This is a genomic window from Streptomyces sp. NBC_00539 (assembly GCF_036346105.1).
GTDB lineage: Bacteria > Actinomycetota > Actinomycetes > Streptomycetales > Streptomycetaceae > Streptomyces.
In genome coordinates this window covers 2,386,655-2,402,803 of sequence record NZ_CP107811.1, presented here as the reverse complement: position 1 = coordinate 2,402,803, position 16,149 = coordinate 2,386,655, and the positions used below count along the sequence as shown (strand labels likewise).

15 protein-coding genes are annotated in these 16,149 nt (G+C 72.0%); 3 read left to right on the top strand and 12 right to left on the bottom strand.

All coding sequences use genetic code 11. The features are described 5' to 3' along the window. Positions 1-2 precede the first annotated feature (2 nt). A complete protein-coding gene (locus OG861_RS10360; RefSeq protein WP_329198357.1) occupies positions 3-356 on the top strand; it encodes an ATP/GTP-binding protein in 354 nt (117 codons plus the stop codon). 76 nt (positions 357-432) lie between these two features. On the opposite strand, the gene OG861_RS10355 is transcribed toward OG861_RS10360, so the two are convergent. From OG861_RS10355 to mce, 7 genes are all read right to left on the bottom strand, one after another. After that, positions 433-1,287 carry an ABC transporter permease gene (locus tag OG861_RS10355; RefSeq protein ID WP_329198359.1) on the bottom strand — a complete coding sequence of 285 codons (855 nt, stop codon included), beginning with the start codon at positions 1,285-1,287 and terminating at the stop codon, positions 433-435. Then, positions 1,284-2,399 carry an ABC transporter ATP-binding protein gene (locus tag OG861_RS10350; protein ID WP_329198361.1) on the bottom strand — a complete coding sequence of 372 codons (1,116 nt, stop codon included), beginning with the start codon at positions 2,397-2,399 and terminating at the stop codon, positions 1,284-1,286. Before OG861_RS10350 ends, OG861_RS10355 begins: the two co-directional genes overlap by 4 nt. A gap of 192 nt (positions 2,400-2,591) precedes the next feature. Beyond that, complete coding sequence (locus OG861_RS10345; protein ID WP_329198363.1) at positions 2,592-3,374, bottom strand: ABC transporter permease; 783 nt, start codon at positions 3,372-3,374, stop codon at positions 2,592-2,594. Beyond that, positions 3,371-4,393, bottom strand: a complete 1,023-nt coding sequence (locus OG861_RS10340) for an ABC transporter ATP-binding protein (protein WP_329198364.1) — start codon at positions 4,391-4,393, stop codon at positions 3,371-3,373. The genes OG861_RS10345 and OG861_RS10340 overlap by 4 nt, the downstream gene beginning before the upstream one ends. 133 nt (positions 4,394-4,526) lie before the next feature. Continuing rightward, positions 4,527-5,465 (bottom strand): cellulose-binding protein, encoded by a 939-nt coding sequence (locus OG861_RS10335; protein WP_190183459.1) that lies wholly within the window; start codon positions 5,463-5,465, stop codon positions 4,527-4,529. Positions 5,466-5,659: 194 nt separating this feature from the next. Continuing rightward, positions 5,660-10,195 (bottom strand): polarized growth protein Scy, encoded by a 4,536-nt coding sequence (gene scy, locus OG861_RS10330; RefSeq protein ID WP_329198367.1) that lies wholly within the window; start codon positions 10,193-10,195, stop codon positions 5,660-5,662. 181 nt (positions 10,196-10,376) lie between these two features. Beyond that, complete coding sequence (mce, locus tag OG861_RS10325) at positions 10,377-10,805, bottom strand: methylmalonyl-CoA epimerase (RefSeq protein ID WP_190183461.1); 429 nt, start codon at positions 10,803-10,805, stop codon at positions 10,377-10,379. Positions 10,806-10,942: 137 nt separating this feature from the next. On the opposite strand from mce, the gene OG861_RS10320 reads away from it, so the two are divergent. Together OG861_RS10320 and meaB are read left to right on the top strand one after the other, a co-directional pair. Then, positions 10,943-12,157 carry an acetyl-CoA C-acetyltransferase gene (locus tag OG861_RS10320; RefSeq protein ID WP_329198369.1) on the top strand — a complete coding sequence of 405 codons (1,215 nt, stop codon included), beginning with the start codon at positions 10,943-10,945 and terminating at the stop codon, positions 12,155-12,157. A gap of 11 nt (positions 12,158-12,168) precedes the next feature. Then, on the top strand, positions 12,169-13,131 hold the full coding sequence (meaB, locus tag OG861_RS10315) for a methylmalonyl Co-A mutase-associated GTPase MeaB (protein ID WP_329198371.1): 963 nt from the start codon (positions 12,169-12,171) through the stop codon (positions 13,129-13,131). Positions 13,132-13,207: 76 nt separating this feature from the next. Here meaB and OG861_RS34260 read toward each other — a convergent pair whose 3' ends face one another. The 5 genes from OG861_RS34260 to OG861_RS10295 all read right to left on the bottom strand — a co-directional run bounded on the left by OG861_RS34260 (position 13,208) and on the right by OG861_RS10295 (position 16,133). Then, entirely contained in the window at positions 13,208-13,282 is a 75-nt protein-coding gene (locus OG861_RS34260; RefSeq protein ID WP_099895366.1) for a 50S ribosomal protein bL37, read from the bottom strand. Positions 13,283-13,455: 173 nt separating this feature from the next. Next, complete coding sequence (locus OG861_RS10310; RefSeq protein ID WP_329202451.1) at positions 13,456-13,932, bottom strand: MarR family winged helix-turn-helix transcriptional regulator; 477 nt, start codon at positions 13,930-13,932, stop codon at positions 13,456-13,458. 82 nt (positions 13,933-14,014) lie between these two features. Next, positions 14,015-14,848, bottom strand: coding sequence for an AIM24 family protein (locus OG861_RS10305; protein WP_443056612.1), 834 nt, complete (start codon positions 14,846-14,848; stop codon positions 14,015-14,017). Beyond that, on the bottom strand, positions 14,845-15,495 hold the full coding sequence (locus OG861_RS10300) for an AIM24 family protein (RefSeq protein WP_329198373.1): 651 nt from the start codon (positions 15,493-15,495) through the stop codon (positions 14,845-14,847). Before OG861_RS10300 ends, OG861_RS10305 begins: the two co-directional genes overlap by 4 nt. Beyond that, on the bottom strand, positions 15,495-16,133 hold the full coding sequence (locus OG861_RS10295; protein WP_329198374.1) for an AIM24 family protein: 639 nt from the start codon (positions 16,131-16,133) through the stop codon (positions 15,495-15,497). Before OG861_RS10295 ends, OG861_RS10300 begins: the two co-directional genes overlap by 1 nt. Between the last annotated feature and the right edge of the window lie 16 nt (positions 16,134-16,149).

Below are 16,149 nucleotides of genomic sequence, written 5' to 3'. Positions count from 1 at the left end.
ACGTGTCACCGCGCCACAACCGCCCCAGGGGCGGCGGGAATCCAGCCGACCGTTCGGGTACGGGGTCCGGTTCCGGGTCCGGTTCGGGAGGGCTGGACCGGTTCGGTCTGGAGCAGACCGAGGAGTACCTCGGCGAGGAGTGGAAGGTCCGGCACGTGGCCGGCGCGAGCGCGGCGGGCAAGCGCTACCGCTGCCCCGGCTGCGACCAGGAGATCCCCTCCGGCACCCCGCACCTGGTGGCCTGGCCCGAGTACGGCGGTGTGGACGACCGCCGGCACTGGCACAAGGCCTGCTGGAACGCGAAGGACCGCCGCACCTCACGGGTGCAGCGGTCCAGGAACGCGCCGAAGTACTAGGTCCCGACCGGGCGGTCTTCCCGGGCCCCGGAGATCGTCCGGACAGGCGCCGGGCCGTAGGCCCGGCGGGGGCTCCTCACACGTCCCGGCGGCCGACCACCACGAACGAGGCCGCCATGGCGGCGCCCGTCACCAGCAGCATCAGCGCCATCTGCGTCAGGTCGTCGGGCATCGCCTGCGGGGAGCCGGTGGGCGTGGTGCCCGACGGCATCCCGAACAGCTGCATCAGAGCGACCGGCGCGTTGTGCTGGAGCACCAGCCGCCCCAGCGGCGCCGAGGCCTCCCAGATGCTGAGCATGGCCCCGGCCACCGGCGGCAGCGTCACCACGCCGATCATCACGGCGATCGCGCCCGCCGAGTGCCGCACCAGCGCCCCGACGGCCAGCGCGAGCAGCCCCAGCAGGGTGACGTAGAAGCTCCCCGCGAGCGCCCCGGCCCATTCGCCCGCCGAGTGGCTCCCCGCGGCGGGGCCGTTGTGGGCGATGGCCGCCGCCGTGCCGACCACGAAGACGGAACCGGCGCTGGCGAGGAAGGCGGTGAGGCCGAAGACCAGGTACTTGGCGGTGAGGACCCGGTGCCGGTCGGGCGCGGCGGTGAAGGTGGTGCGCACCAGGCCCGTGCCGTGCTCGGAGGTGATCGTGAGCACCCCGAGCACCATCACCGCGAGCTGCCCGACGAACATGCCGATGAGGGCCGGCGTGGTGAAGGGGATGTTGGTGTAGTCGCGCGAGGTGGTCTGGGCGATGAAGACCACGCCGATGCCGACGACGACCACCACGAGCGAGCCGAGCGTCCACAGGGTGGAGCGGACCGAGACGAGCTTGGTCCACTCCGAGGCCAGCGCGTGCCCCAGGTGCGGGCGCCGGCTCTCCATGGGCGAGAGGTAGGCCGCCGCAGCGGGGGTCGTCGGGTCGGTCTGTGCGCTGCTCATCTGGAAGCCTCGGGATTGTTCTGTACGGAGGCGGCGAGCTCGCCGGGCTCGCTGGGCATGAGGAACCCCGGGCCGCCCGCGGCGGGCGGCGGGGGCGCGAAGAAGCCCGTCTGCGGGACTTCGGGGGCCGCCGGGCCCTCCTCCCACTCGGGCAGGGCCAGCGGGTCCGTCTCCCACAGCTGGGCCCGGGGGTCTTCGGTGGAGGTGTACTCGACGGAGGACCGGGTCATCCGCATGTACGCCTCCTCCAGCGAGGCCCGGTGGGGGGACAGCTCCCACAGCCGCAGGCCGCCCTCGTGCGCCAGGTCGGAGATCCGGGGCAGCTCCAGGCCCGTCACCCGCAGGGCGCCGTCCGGCTCCTGGAGGACGCGGGCGCCGTCCTTGCGGAGGATCTCCGAGAACGCGTCCCGGCCATCGGGGCCGGTCCCGGCCACGCGCACCCGAGCGAATCCGGCCGAGTTGTGGGTGATGAACTCCTGGGTGCTCATGTCGGCCAGCAGCCGGCCCCGCCCGATCACTATCAGGTGGTCCGCGGTCAGGGCCATCTCGCTCATCAGGTGCGAGGAGACGAAGACGGTGCGGCCCTCGGCGGCGAGCTGGCGCATGAGGTTGCGGACCCAGAGGATGCCCTCGGGGTCGAGACCGTTGACGGGCTCGTCGAAGAGCAGCACCTGGGGGTCGCCGAGGAGGGCGGTGGCGATGCCGAGCCGCTGGCCCATGCCGAGGGAGAACCCCTTCGTACGCTGCCGGGCGGCGTCCTGGAGGCCGACGACCGCCAGCACCTCGTCCACCCGCTTCTCCGGGATGCCCGAGAGCTGGGCGATGGACAGCAGGTGGGTGCGGGCCCGGCGGCCGCCGTGCATGGCTTTCGCGTCGAGCAGGGCGCCGACGTGCCGCTGTGCGTTCGCGAGCTCCCGGAAGGGCTGCCCGTTGATCGTCACATGACCGGCGGTGGGCCGGTCGAGCCCGAGGATCATGCGCATGGTGGTGGACTTCCCCGACCCGTTGGGTCCGAGGAATCCGGTGACGTGACCAGGCCTGACCTGGAAGGACAGCTGGTCGACGGCGGTCTTGGCGCCGAAGCGCTTGGTCAGGCCGACTGCCTCGATCATGGATGTGCCCCTCGACAGGCCGGCAGGCCCGGGACGGCTCTCGCCCCTGTAAGGGTTAAGAGGATATCGAGTGGCCTACGGTTCCGTCCCGGGCCGGATCCCTGAGCTGCCCCTGAGACCGACCCGGGGTTTCCCCGGAGACCCCGGCTCTCCCCGGCTTCCCCGCCGGCCCGGGCCTTCGCCGGGGACGGGTCAGGCGTCCCTCTTCCTGAGGACGACGTAGCCGCCGAGCACCGACGCGGCCACCCACACCAGCATGATGGCGAGGCCGCCCCAGGGGCCGTAGGGGGCCTCGCCGCGGCCCATGGCGTCCGGCACGACCTGCATGAGCTTGGAACCCGCCTTGTCGGGCAGGTACTGGCCGTACTTCCGGGTCGCTTCGAAGCCGCTGAGCAGGTTCGAGACGATCAGGAAGAACGGGATCAGGATGCTGATCGAGGCGACCGAGCTGCGCAGCATGGTGGCCACGCCCATCGAGAACAGGGCGAGGAGTGCCATGTACACGCCGGCGCCGATCACCGCCCGCAGGACGTGCTCCTGCCCGATGCCGATGCCGTGCTCACCCAGGATCGCCTGGCCGACGAAGAAGGCCGTGAAGCTGGTCAGCAGCCCGACCAGCAGGGCCAGCACCGTGGCCACGGTGAGCTTGCCCAGCAGGAAGCCCCCGCGGCCGGGTACGGCCGCCAGCGAGGAGCGGATCATGCCGGTGCTGTATTCGGTGCTGACCACCAGCACTCCGAAGACGATCATCGCCAGCTGGCCGAACTGCATCCCGCTGAAGCTCATCAGGGTCGGGTCGAACGTGGCGCGTTCGATCTCGGGCATGCTGTCGAACGCCGAACTGATCAGGGCGCAGAACCCGGCGCCGAAGCCGACGGTGGCGATGACGGCGATGGCCAGGGTCCAGACCGTGGAGGAGACCGTACGGATCTTCGTCCACTCGGAGTTGAGGACGGCGGGGAAGGCCACGGTCACTCACCGCCCTTGCGGGTCGCGTCGAAACCGGCGCCCCACGCCGGGACGTCGGCCGGGCGCGCCGGGTTGTCGACCGCCGTGCCGGGAGCGGGAGCGACGCCGGGACGCCCCGGCGCGTGGGCGTGGTACTCGACGGAGTCCGCCGTCATACGCATGAACGCTTCTTCCAGTGAGGCCCGTTGGGGGCTGAGTTCGTGCAGCACGATCTGGTGCTGCGCGGCCAGTTCGCCGAGCCGTTCCGGCCCCACGCCGTCGATCTCCAGCGTGCCGGTGGCCGGGACGCTGACGGCGTTGATGCCGGCCTCGTGCAGGACGTCCTTGAGCCGTTCCTGCTGCGGCGAGCGAAGGCGCACGTAGCTGCGCGAGTTCTGGTGGATGAAATCGGCCATCGACAAGTCGGCGAGCAGCCTGCCCTGCCCGATCACGATCAAATGGTCCGCGGTCAACGCCATTTCACTCATCAAGTGCGAGGAAACGAAGATCGTCCTGCCTTCTGACGCCAGCCTCTTCATCAGATTGCGGATCCAGTGAATTCCCTCCGGGTCCAGACCATTGACGGGTTCGTCGAACATCAGGATCTCCGGATCACCGAGCAGCGCTGCGGCGATTCCCAGCCGCTGCCCCATGCCGAGCGAAAATCCTTTCGACTTCTTCCTCGCCACGGGTGTCAGCCCTACGAGATCCAGCACCTCCGTCACCCGGCGTTCGGGGATCCGGTTCGACTGGGCGAGGCAGAGCAGGTTGTTGTAGGCGCTGCGTCCGCCGTGCATGGACTTCGCGTCCAGCAGTGCTCCGATGTGCTTCAGCGGTTCCGGCAGGTCCCGGTAGTGCTTGCCGTCGATCCGGACCGTGCCGCTGGTCGGGTTGTCGAGGTCGAGCATCATGCGCATGGTGGTGGACTTCCCCGCCCCGTTGGGGCCGAGGAAGCCCGTCACCACCCCCGGTCTGACCTGGAAGCTGAGGTTATCCACCGCGGTCTTGGCGCCGAATCGTTTGGTAAGGCCCTCAAGCTCGATCATGCGGCCACGCTAGAACGCCCGAGGGCCCTACGCCACCTCAAAAGGTGACACAGGGCCCTCGTTGTGCACGCGCTGCGGGCCGCGGTCCTACCGGCGAGTATCGGGGGTGTACGCGCCGGACGCCGTGACGGGGTCAGCGGGTCTGCTGCGCCGGGACGCCGCGGGTGACGGGCTCGTCGTCGATCGGGGAGCCGGCGGCGGCCACGGCCGCACCGGTCAGCGTCGCCAGCATCTCGCGGACGTTGGTCAGCTGGGCGTTGATGGAGTCGCGGCGGTTGGTGAGCGCCGCCAGCTCGCGCTCGGACTCGCTGCGGATCCGGTCGGCCTTGGCGTTGGCGTCGGCCACGATGTCCTCGGCCTGGCGCTGCGCGGTCTCCACGGTCTGGCGGGCGCGGCGCTCGGCGTCCGTACGGAGCTTCTCGGCCTCCAGGCGCAGCTGCTCCGCGCGGTGCTCGATCTCCGCGAGCCGCTTCTCGGCCTTGGCCTGACGGGAGGCCAGGTCGCGCTCGGACTGCTCGCGGCGCTTGGCGAGGTTGGTCTCGAAGTCGGCGGCGGCCTGGGCGGCCTTCGCGCGGGTCTCCTCGAAGAGCGCGTCGGCCTCCTCGCGCTTGGAGGCCGCGTCCTTCTGGGCCTCGGCGCGCAGGGTCGACGCGTCGCCCTTGGCCTTCTCGACGATGCGGACGCCCTCGTCCTCCGCCTTCGTCTTGCGGTCGGCGGCGAACGACTCGGCGTCGTTGCGCACCTGCTGGGCGGCCGACTCCGCCAGCTCACGGTGCTGCTCGGCCGCGCGACGGGCCTCCTCGCGCAGGTCCTTCGCCTCCTCCTCGGCCAGGCGCAGGATCTTCTCGACCCGGGCGCCGAGACCGGCGTACGACGGCTCGGCGTCGCTCACCTGGGCCTGGGCGTTCTGCGTTTCGAGGTGCAGCTCCTCGATCCGCTTTTCCAGAGAGTTGATACGTCCAAGTGCGCTGTCGCGGTCGGAGACCAGCTTGGTGATGCGGTCGTCCACCTGACCGCGGTCGTAACCACGCCGCACGAGCTCGAAGCCGAAGGGGGAGGAAGTGTCGCTCATGGGGTTCCTGTCGAATGAGACCGATGAGGTGCTACGTGAGGTGTTGGGGGAATCCTAGGCGCCCGAGCGGCGTGTCATCGAGTCAATCCACGTTTGATCTGGACAATGACACCCCTTTTGAGTGGCAAGACGACAGAATGCTTGTCACTCGTTCGGATGAACCTTCATCAGGTACACACATTCCCTCACACTGACTAGCCCTCCGACGACTTACCACCCGAACGAGTGGAACCCGCCGCCGCTCCGGCCTTCACGCCCCCCGCGCCCTGGCCACCGATCGCCGGCTTTCCGCCGCCCGAAGGCGCCTCGAATGATTCCAACGCCTCAAGAACGTCCTGGACACGGGAGATCTCCGCCTGAATGTCCTCCCGCCTGCGCACGAGTACTTCCAGCTCACGGCGGCCCTCATCGACCAGCTGCTCCGCCTCGGCCTTCGCCTCCGCGAGCGCCTGCTCCGCCTGACGCGCCAGGTCGGCCTTCTTCTGCTCGGCCTCCTTGAGCAGCGCCTCCGCCTTGCGGACCGCGGCGATACGGACCTTGCTCGCCTCACTGCTCGCGTCGGACAGCATCGCCTTGGCCTTCGCCTCGGCCTCGACGCTCTGCTCCGTCGCCGCGCGCACCAGCTTGTCCACGCGCTCCCCGGCCGACTTCATCTGCTCGGCCGACTCCCGGCGGGCCCGCTCGTGGAGCTCCTCCACCTCGGACTCCACGCGGGCGCGCAGCTCCTCCGCCCGCTCCCTTATGGCGGCGGCGTCGCTGCGCGCCCCGACGAGCAGCTCGTCCGCGTCCGTCCGGGCCTTCTCCACCGTGGAGTTGCCCTCGACGGTCGCCTCCGAGGTGATCCGCGCCGCCTCCTTGCGGGCCGCGTCGACCATCGCGTCGGCCTGTTCCTCGGCGGCCGTGGTGGCCGCCAGGGCCTGCTGCCGCGCGTCGGCGGTGAGCTTGTCGGCTTCCGCCGCGGCCTCGGTGATGAGCCGGTCCACCTGCTCCGCGGCCTCGGTGCGGCGCCGGCCCGCCTCCTCGCGGGCCTCGTCGAGCAGCCGCTCGGACTCCGCCCGTGCCTCGGTGCGCATGCGCTCCGCTTCAGCCGCCGCCCGCGCCTTGACGCGCTCGGCCTCCGAGCGGGTGCGGGCCGCGTGCTCCTGCGCCGAGGACAGTGCCTCGGTGGCCTCGGCGCGCAGCCGCTCCGCCTCGGTCTGGGCCTCGCCGACGGTGCGCTCGTTGTCCTTGCGGGTCTGCTCGGTGAGCTTGTCGGCTTCCGCCGCGGCCTCGGTGATGAGCCGGTCCACCTGCTCCGCCGCCTCGGTGCGGCGCCGGCCCGCCTCCTCGCGGGCCTCGTCCAGCATCCGCTCGGACTCCCGCTCGGCGCTCGCCAGCGTCTCCGCCGCCGCGGCCGTGACCCGCTCGGCCTCCGCGGTGGCCTCGCCGATGACCCGGCCGCCCTCCGCGCGCGCCTCCTCCAGCGCCCGCGCCGCCTCCGTGCGCAGCCGCTCGGCTTCCGCCGCGGCCTCGCCGACCGTGGCCTCGTTGGCCGCTCGGGTCTCCTCGACGAGCCGGTCGCCCTCGGTGCGGGCGTCGACCAGGACGCGCGCCGCGTCCCGTTCGGCCGCGGCCAGGGTGTCGGCGGCCTGCGCGGTGAGCCGCTCGGACTTCGCCGTCGCCGCGGCCAGCGCGGCCTCGCTCGCCGTGCGCGTCTCCTCGGTGAGCCGTTCCGCCTCGGAGATCGCCTCCGTGACCAGCCGGTCCGCCTGCTCCGCGGCCTCGGTGCGCAGCCGGCCGGCCTCCACCCGTGCCTCGTCCAGCGTGCCCGCCGCCTCGGCGCGGGTCGCCTCCGCCGCCGCCTCGGCGTCGGCGCGCAGCCGCTCCGCCTCCGCGGTGGCCTCCGCGACCGCCGCCGAGTTGGCCGCGAGGGTCTCCTCGGTGAGCCGCTCGGCCTCCTGCGTCGCCTCCGCGACGATGCGGGCGCCCTCGGCGCGCGAGGACTCCAGGGACTCCGCCGCCTCGCCGCGGATCCGGTTCGCGTCGTCCCGGGCGTCCGCCCGGGTCCGGGCCGCGTCGCGTTCGGCGGCGGCCAGTGCGTCCGTCGCCTCCGTACGCACCCGCTGTGCGTACTCGGCGGTGTCGGCGCGCAACTGCTCGGCCTCGGCGATCGCCTCGCCGACCGTGCGCTCGGCCAGCGCCTTCGCCGCGTCCGTCTCCTGCCGGGCTTCGCTGCGGATGCGGGCGGCGTCCTCGGCGGCCCGCTCCCGCTCCGCGTGGGCGTCGGCACGGACCCGGCCGGCCTCGGCCTCCGACTCCGTCCGGGTGCGCTCCGCCGCGTGCTCGGCCGCGCTGCGCAGCCCGGCGATCTCCTCCTCGGCCTGCTCGTGCAGCCCGGCCACGGCGTCGCGGACCTGCTGGGCGGTGACCTCCGCGGCCGCCACCAGCTCCGACGCGCGCCGCTCCGCCTCCTCGGTGAGCCGGGCCGCCTCGGCCTGCGCCTCCTCCGAGCGCTTGCGGGCCTGCGCCAGCAACTCCTCGCTCTGCTCACGGGCCTGGGCCCGCTCGTTGTCGGCGTCGGTACGGGCCGACGCGAGGGTCTCCTCGGCCTCCCTGCGGCGCCGGGCGGCTTCCTCCGCGGCGGCGGACAGCGCCTCCGCGGCCTCCGCGGAGACCCGCTCGGCGGCGGCCTTCGCCTCCGCGCGCAGCCGGTCCGCGGTCTCCTGCGCCTCGGAACGCACCCGCTCCGCCTCGGCCTCGGCCTCGCCGCGCAGCCGCACCGCGACCTGCTCGGCCTCCGCCCGGACCCGGCCGGCGTCCTGCGCCGCCTCCGTGCGCAGCTGTTCGGCCTCCGCCTGCGACTGCGCCTGCAGCGTACGGATCCGCTCCGCCGACTCGGCGCGCAGCCGGTCGGTCTCCTCCGCGGTCTCCCGGCGGATGCCCTCCGCCGCCGTGCGGGCGTCGCGCAGCGTCACCTCGGCCGTGGACAGCCGGTTCTCCGCCTCCGAGTGCAGCCGGACCAGTTCCTCGTCGGCCTCCGCGCGCTTGGCGGCGACGGCCTGTTCGGCCTCCTCGCGCCGGGCCGCGGCCGCGGCCTCCGCCTCGGCGCGTACGGCCTCGGCCTGCTCCTCGGCCTCGGTGCGCAGCCGCTCGGCCTCCGCGCGGGTCCGCTCCAGGGTCTCCTCGGCCTGCTTGCGCAGCGTGGTGGCCCGTTCCACGGCCTCCGCGCGGACCCGCTCGCTCTCGGTGGCGGCGCCGCCGCGCAGTTCGTCGGCGTCGGCCTTGGCCTTGCCGAGCAGCCCCTCCGCGGTGCGGGCCGCCTCCTCGATCTGCTGGACCGCCTCGCGGCGCGCCTCGCCGCGGATCCGCTCGCCCTCGGCGACGGCCTCCGCGCGCAGCTGCTCGGCCTCGCCGCGCAGCCGCCGGGCCTCCTCCTGGAGCTCGACCGTACGGGCCCGGTACTCCTCGGTGTCGTCCTTCGCGGCGCCCTTGAGCTCGTCGGCCGTGGCCGCGGCCTGGGCGCGCAGCCGCTCGGCCTCCGCCTCGGCCTCGCGGCGGATCCGCTCCGCCTCCTCGGACGCGGCACGGGTCGTGGCCTGGGCGTCCTGCGACGCCTTGTTCAGTACGTCCTCGGCGGTGCGGGCGGCCTTCGCCAGCTGCGCCGCCATCTCCTCGGCGGCGGCCGTACGGGCCTGTGCGCCGGCCTCGGTGCGCAGCCGTTCCGCCTCCGCGCGGGCGTCGGCCAGCGCCTGCTCGGCCTCGGCCTTGAGGACCTCGGCCTCCTTGGACGCCTCGCCGACCAGCCGGGCGACCTGCTCCTTGGCGGTGCGGGTGCGCTGCTCGTTGACCGACTCCGCCGAGGCGAGCTGGCGGGCCGCGCTCTCCTTGGCCTCCGCGAGGACCTTCTCGGCCTCGGCGCGCGCGGTGCGCAGCGCGCTCTCGGCCTCCTGGACCCGGGATTCGGCGACCCGGCCCAGGTCGAGGGTCTGCTGCCGGGTCTGCTCGGCCTCGGCGGAGGTGCTCGTGCGCAGCCGCTCCGCGTGCTCGGTGGCCTCCTGCGCCTGCGCGGACGCGGCGGCCAGCAGGCGCTCGGCCTCCTTGCGGGCGCGCAGCAGCGTCGCCTCGGCCTCGGCGCGGGTGGCCTCGGCCTCGGAGGCGAGCCGGCGGGTGGCCTCGGCGGCGTGCCGGGCGGCTTCGGCGCGCGCGGCGTTCAGGGTCTGCTCGGCCTCGGCGCGGGACTCGTCCATGAGCCGGCGGGCCTGGGACTCGGTGCGCGCGCGCAGCTGTTCGGCCCAGGCGACGTTCTCGTTGACGTGCGCCTCGACCGTCTGGCGGCGCTCGTTGAGTTCCTGGTCCAGCCGCTGGCGCCGGTTGACGGCCTCGGCGTGCAGCTCGGCCTGCAGACGCGCCTGGTGTTCGGCGTGTTCCTGCAGGATGCGCTGGGTCTGCGCCCGGGCGTCGCGCAGTTCGCGCTCGGCGTCGGAGCGCATCTGGTCGGCCTGGATCTGGGCATTGCGGAGCAGCTGCTCCGCCTGGTAGCCCATGTCCGCACCGTCGTAGGCGGGGCGGGACGCGAGATTGCGGCGTACCTCATGGAGCTTGGCACGCAGCACCTCGACCTGGTATCCCAGGTCTTCGGCGTGCTGGACGGCCTTCCCGCGTTCCTTCTTCAGCCGCTCCATCTCGGCCTCGAAGCGCGAGAGATGGTCGGCCTCGCCCTGTTGGCTCTCCTGGCTTTCGTAGCCCCGCACAGCGCGGTCCCATCCGTCCCCTGGTCGCAAGCTCACTCCCAATTGAGCATCGCTCGCCCGCTGAACGACGCCCCCGGGGAATGGTGTCAGATACCGGGGCAGGGGTCACAGGCCCCGACCCCGTCTCCGCACCGAACCCCGGCCGAGCCATGGCCACTCTACCGGCCGGGGAATCGGGCCATCAGTGGTCAGGGTTCGAGGTGACCAGTTCGGTGAGTACGCCGTGGCAGTCCTTGGGGTGCAGGAAGGTGATCCGGGAGCCCATCGAGCCGGTCCGGGGCTCGTCGTAGAGGACGCGGACACCCTTGCCGCGGATGGCTTCGGCGTCGCCGTCGACGTCGGCGGTGCCGAAGGCGATGTGGTGGACGCCCTCGCCGTTCTTGGCCAGCCACTTGCCGACCGCCGAATCCTCGCGGGTGGGTTCCAGGAGCTGGAGGTACGAGGCCCCGCCGTCGGAGGTCTCGTTGATCTTGAGCATGGCCTCGCGCACACCCTGCTCCTCGTTGACCTCGGTGTGGAACACCTCGAAGCCGTACGTGGCACGGTAGAACTCGACGGTCTTGTCGAGGTCGAAGCAGGCGATCCCGATGTGGTCGATTCTTGTCAGCATGGGAACAGTGCACAGCTGAGGAGGGTGGTCACGCAACGTGCCAGCGATCACACCGACAGCCCGGTGACTGGGCGGGTACCGCTCAGTACATTCGGGTAAACCCTCGTTCACTCCTCTCATCCAAGGGGCTGTGCCTCATGTCCGGAACGAACAACACCACTTCCGTGATCGTCGCCGGGGCCCGCACGCCCATGGGGCGACTGCTCGGCTCGCTGAAGTCCTTCTCGGGCGCGGACCTCGGCGGCTTCGCCATCAAGTCCGCGCTGGAACGGGCCGGGATCTCCGGCGACCAGGTCCAGTACGTGATCATGGGGCAGGTGCTCCAGGCCGGTGCGGGCCAGATCCCCGCCCGCCAGGCCGCGGTCAAGGCCGGCATCCCCATGAACGTGCCCGCGCTCACCATCAACAAGGTGTGCCTCTCGGGCCTGGACGCCATCGCCCTCGCCGACCAGCTGATCCGCGCCGGCGAGTTCGACGTCGTGGTCGCCGGCGGCCAGGAGTCGATGACCAACGCCCCGCACCTGCTGCCGAAGTCCCGCGAGGGATTCAAGTACGGCGCCATCGAGATGCTCGACGCGATGGCCTACGACGGCCTCACCGACGCGTTCGAGAACATCGCGATGGGCGAGTCCACCGAGAAGCACAACACGCGCCTGGGCATCGAGCGCGCCCCGCAGGACGAGTTCGCCGCCGCCTCCCACCAGCGGGCCGCGGCCGCCCAGAAGAACGGCGTCTTCGAGGCGGAGATCACTCCCGTCGAGATCCCGCAGCGCAAGGGCGACCCGGTGATCTTCGCGCACGACGAGGGGATCCGCCCCGAGACCACCGCCGAATCCCTCGGCAAGCTGCGCCCCGCGTTCGCGAAGGACGGCACGATCACCGCCGGCACCTCCTCGCAGATCAGCGACGGCGCCGCCGCCGTGGTCGTGATGAGCAAGGCCAAGGCCGAAGAGCTGGGCCTGGAGTGGATCGCCGAGATCGGCGCGCACGGCAATGTGGCCGGACCGGACAACTCGCTCCAATCGCAGCCCTCCAACGCCATCCTGCACGCCCTCAAGAAGGAGGGCCTGGAGGTCGCCGACCTCGACCTGATCGAGATCAACGAGGCGTTCGCGGCGGTCGCCGTGCAGTCAATGAAGGACCTCGGCGTGACGCCGGAAAAGGTGAACGTCAACGGCGGCGCCATCGCCCTGGGACACCCGATCGGCATGTCCGGCGCCCGCGTGGTGCTGCACCTGGCCCTGGAGCTGGCCCGGCGCGGCGGCGGGGTCGGCGCGGCCGCCCTGTGTGGCGGCGGCGGTCAGGGCGACGCCCTGATCGTCCGCGTGCCCGGCAACGGCGCGAAGGCGTAGGTACCGCGAGGATGACGACGGTGGACGTCCCCACGCTGGTGGCCCAGGCCCGAGAAGGCCGCCCGCGGGCCGTGGCCCGGCTGATCTCCCTGGTCGAGGGGGCGTCCCCGCAGTTGCGCGAGGTGATGGCCGCCCTCGCCCCGCTGACCGGCGGGGCGTACGTGGTGGGCCTGACGGGCTCCCCGGGCGTGGGCAAGTCCACGTCCACGTCGGCCCTGGTGTCGGCGTACCGCAAGGCCGGCAAGCGCGTCGGCGTGCTCGCGGTGGACCCGTCCTCGCCGTTCAGCGGGGGCGCACTGCTCGGCGACCGGGTGCGCATGTCGGACCACGCCTCCGACCCGGGGGTCTACATCCGCTCCATGGCCACGCGCGGGCACCTGGGCGGTCTCGCCTGGGCGGCGCCGCAGGCGATCCGGGTGCTGGACGCGGCCGGCTGCGAGGTGATCCTCGTCGAGACGGTCGGGGTCGGGCAGTCGGAGGTGGAGATCGCCTCGCAGGCCGACACCTCGGTGGTGCTGCTGGCGCCGGGCATGGGCGACGGGATCCAGGCCGCGAAGGCGGGCATCTTGGAGATCGGCGACGTGTACGTGGTCAACAAGGCCGACCGGGACGGCGCCGACGCCACCGCCCGGGAGCTGAACCACATGCTCGGCCTCGGGGAGTCCCGCGGGCCGGGCGACTGGCGGCCGCCGATCGTCAAGACGGTCGCCGCCCGCGGCCAGGGCATCGACGAACTGGTCGAGGCGCTGGAGAAGCACCGGGCGTGGATGGACGAGCGGGGAGTGCTGGCCGAGCGGCGGACGGCCCGCGCCGCCCGGGAGGTGGAGACCATCGCGGTGACGGCCCTGCGGGCCCGCATGGCGGACCTGCGCGGCGACGCGCACCTGGGAACCCTGGCCGCCAAGGTCGCCACCGGTGAGCTGGACCCGTACGCCGCCTCCGACGCGCTGCTGGACACGCTCACGGAGGCCTGAACGGGCCGGGCACACGACAACGCCGCGCCCCCGTCGTTGCGGGGGCGCGGCGCTGTCACACCGGTGGGCTCCGCGGTCAGGCGTTGGGACGCTTGCCGTGGTTCGCCTTCTTCTTCTTGCGTGCTCGCTTCTTGTTGCCGCGCTTGGCCATGAGCCGCTCCCTCGAAGATCGGGTACTCCGGGCGTCCGCCAGTCTAGGTCCGCCCGGTCCGCCGCGCAGGCCCAGTCACCGTTCCCGACGCTGCCGTTTCCGGTTCCCGGCGGGCGGCCGGCGCGCGGGGCTGCGGCCCGCTGACGGGGGAGACCCGCGCGGGCGGCGCGCGGTCAGGCCTTGCCGCGCTGTTCGCGCAGGTGGTCGGCCACCGGCGCGAGGAAGCCGCGCAGCGCCGCCAGGTCCTGCGGGCTGAGCAGGTCGATGAAGTGCTGCCGTACGGACGCCACGTGGTGCGGGGCCACCTTGCGCATCGTCTCCATGCCCTCGTCGGTGAGCACCGCGTACAGGCCGCGACGGTCGGACTCGCAGTTCACCCGGGTGACCAGTCCGGCCGCCTCCATCCGGGTGATCTGGTGGGAGAGCCGGCTCTTGGACTGGAGGGTGGCGGTCGCGAGGTCACTCATCCGCATCCGGTGGTGCTCCGACTCCGAGAGGTTCACGAGGATCTCGTAGTCGTTGTTGGTGAGTCCGAAGGGCTGAAGATCCTTTTCCAGCTGGTGCATCAGCAGTCGGCTGACGTCCAGGTGAGTGCGCCAGGCGCACTGCTCCGCGTCGGTGAGCCAGCGCGTGGTCGTCTCGGTCTCCATGGTCTCCATGAGTGAACTCTACCTAAGAAGTTGAATTACGTACAAAAATGGGACGATCGCGGAACGTGATCACGGTACGCGCTCACAGCCCGAAGCGCCGTTGCAGATCACCCAGCTGCCCCGGCATCCGCGGGACGCCGAGCTGTCCCAGCGGCCCCTGGCCCGCTCCCGGTACCCCCTGGTTCTGGCCGCCGACGGCGCCGGTGCCGACCGCCCCGACCGCCTGCTCCGCCATCAGGGTCTCCGAGGACTGCAGCAGCACCGTCCCCGCCCCCACGAACTCGAACTGGTGCTCCTCGCCCGAGGAGCCCCCGAGGCCGGTCAGCGAGCGCAGGCCGCCGATCACCCCGGACATGTACCCGTGGTCGTAGTGGTGGCACGGCGAGGGGCAGTCCGCCCAGCCCACCAGCGCCTGCGGGTCCACGCGCAGCGGCGGCTCCATGAACACCACCGGCCCGTTGGACGCCGCCACGAACTTTCCGGTCCCGATCAGGGTGAGGAAGCCGGGGACGATCGACTGCTTGAGCGCGAGGGTGGGCTGGTAGGCCAGCAGGTTCCCCGACCGGATCGTCAGGTTCCCCTCGTCCAGGTCGTACGAGTTGACGTCGAAGGCCCGGTCGGCCAGCAGCATCTTGCCCTGGCCCTCGGCCACCACCCAGTCGCTCGCGTGCATGGGCGAGTGGAAGCTCGTGCGCAGCAGCCGGTCGAAGCGGCCGTTGCCGACACCGTTGAACTCGATGCTCCCGTAGTACGAGATCATCTTGCCCTTCTGCAGGAACCACTGGCTGCCCTTGAGCTCCACGCAGAAGGTGTACGCGTTCACGTTGTCGTCGGAGGGCAGGGTGTGCGGGTCGAAGACCGTCGGGCCGCCCGGACCGCCGCTCACGGGGCCGTTCGCGCCGGCGTAATGGGTCACAGCTTCTCCTCCGAGGCCTGTACGTACACCGCGCCCTGGCCGGACAGCTCCAGCTGGAACGCCTCGCCCGAACCCCGTCCGACCATGTCCCGCCAGCCGAGCGCCGTGGAGAGCTTGTTGCGCACGTCCCCGTGGTGGGCGACGTACGCCTGCGGGTCCACGTGGACCGGCCGCTGGGGCGTGATGGGCAGCTCGATGACCCCGCCGTGGGCCATCACGGCGACCGAACCGTGGCCCTTGAGAGTGGTGGTGAACAGCCCCTGGCCGGTCACCTGGCCGCGCACCATGCCCATGACGCCGCCCTGCGAGCCCATGAACATCGTGCCCTGCTGGAGGGTCCCGTCGAAGGCCAGCAGCCGGTCCGCCTCCACGTACAGGGTCTCGCCGGACAGGTTGATCACCTGGATGTGGTGGCCGCCGTGGCCGAACATCACGGTGCCGGTGCCCTCGACCGTCATCAGCGGGGTCTGCTCGTTCGCCACCCGGCGCCCGATCATGCCCATGACCCCGCCCTGGCCGCCGGTCAGGCTCGGGGTGAAGGACACGTCACCGCGGTAGGCGAGCATCGCCCCGCGCTGGCTGTACATCCTCTGGCCCGGCACCACCTGCGCCTCGACCATCTTCGAGTTGATCTCGCGGAACGGCATCAGATGTCGCCCCCGATGGTGTTGCGCTCGCTGGGCTGCACGTACACCAGGCCCTCGCCCTCGAAGCGGATCTGGAAGGACTCGCCCGAGCCCTCTCCGATCAGCGTGCGGAAGTTGATCCCCGACTGGAACGACTGCCGGAGGTTGCCGGTGTGCGCGATGTACGCCCCCGGGTCCACGGACAGCGGGTACTGGGCGCTGACGCGCAGCACCACCGCCGGGCCGTCCGACATGATCGCCGCCTGGCCCGAGCCCTCGACGGTGGTGGTGAACAGGCCGTTGCCCGTCGCCCCGCCGCGCAGGCCGGTGAAGGTGGTGCCGGTGCGCAGCCCGGCGTCGGTGCACAGCAGGTTGCTGGCCTCGACGTGGAGCTTCTCGCCCTGCAGGTTGACCAGGTTGATCTCGCTCGCGCGGTCGGCGAAGAAGCAGGTGCCGTGCCCCTGCACCTCCATCACGGTCATCTGTTCGCCGGTCAGCCGGCGGGTCACCATGCCGCGCAGGCCTTCGCCGCCGCCGGTCATCTTCTTGAAGGCCATCTGGCCGTCGTACGCGACCATGGAGCCGTTCTTCGCTTTCACGGCTTCCCCGGTCAGGTCGACGGCGAGCACCTTGCTGCCTTGGAGTCGGAACTGAGCCACGGGGAGACGTTATCCG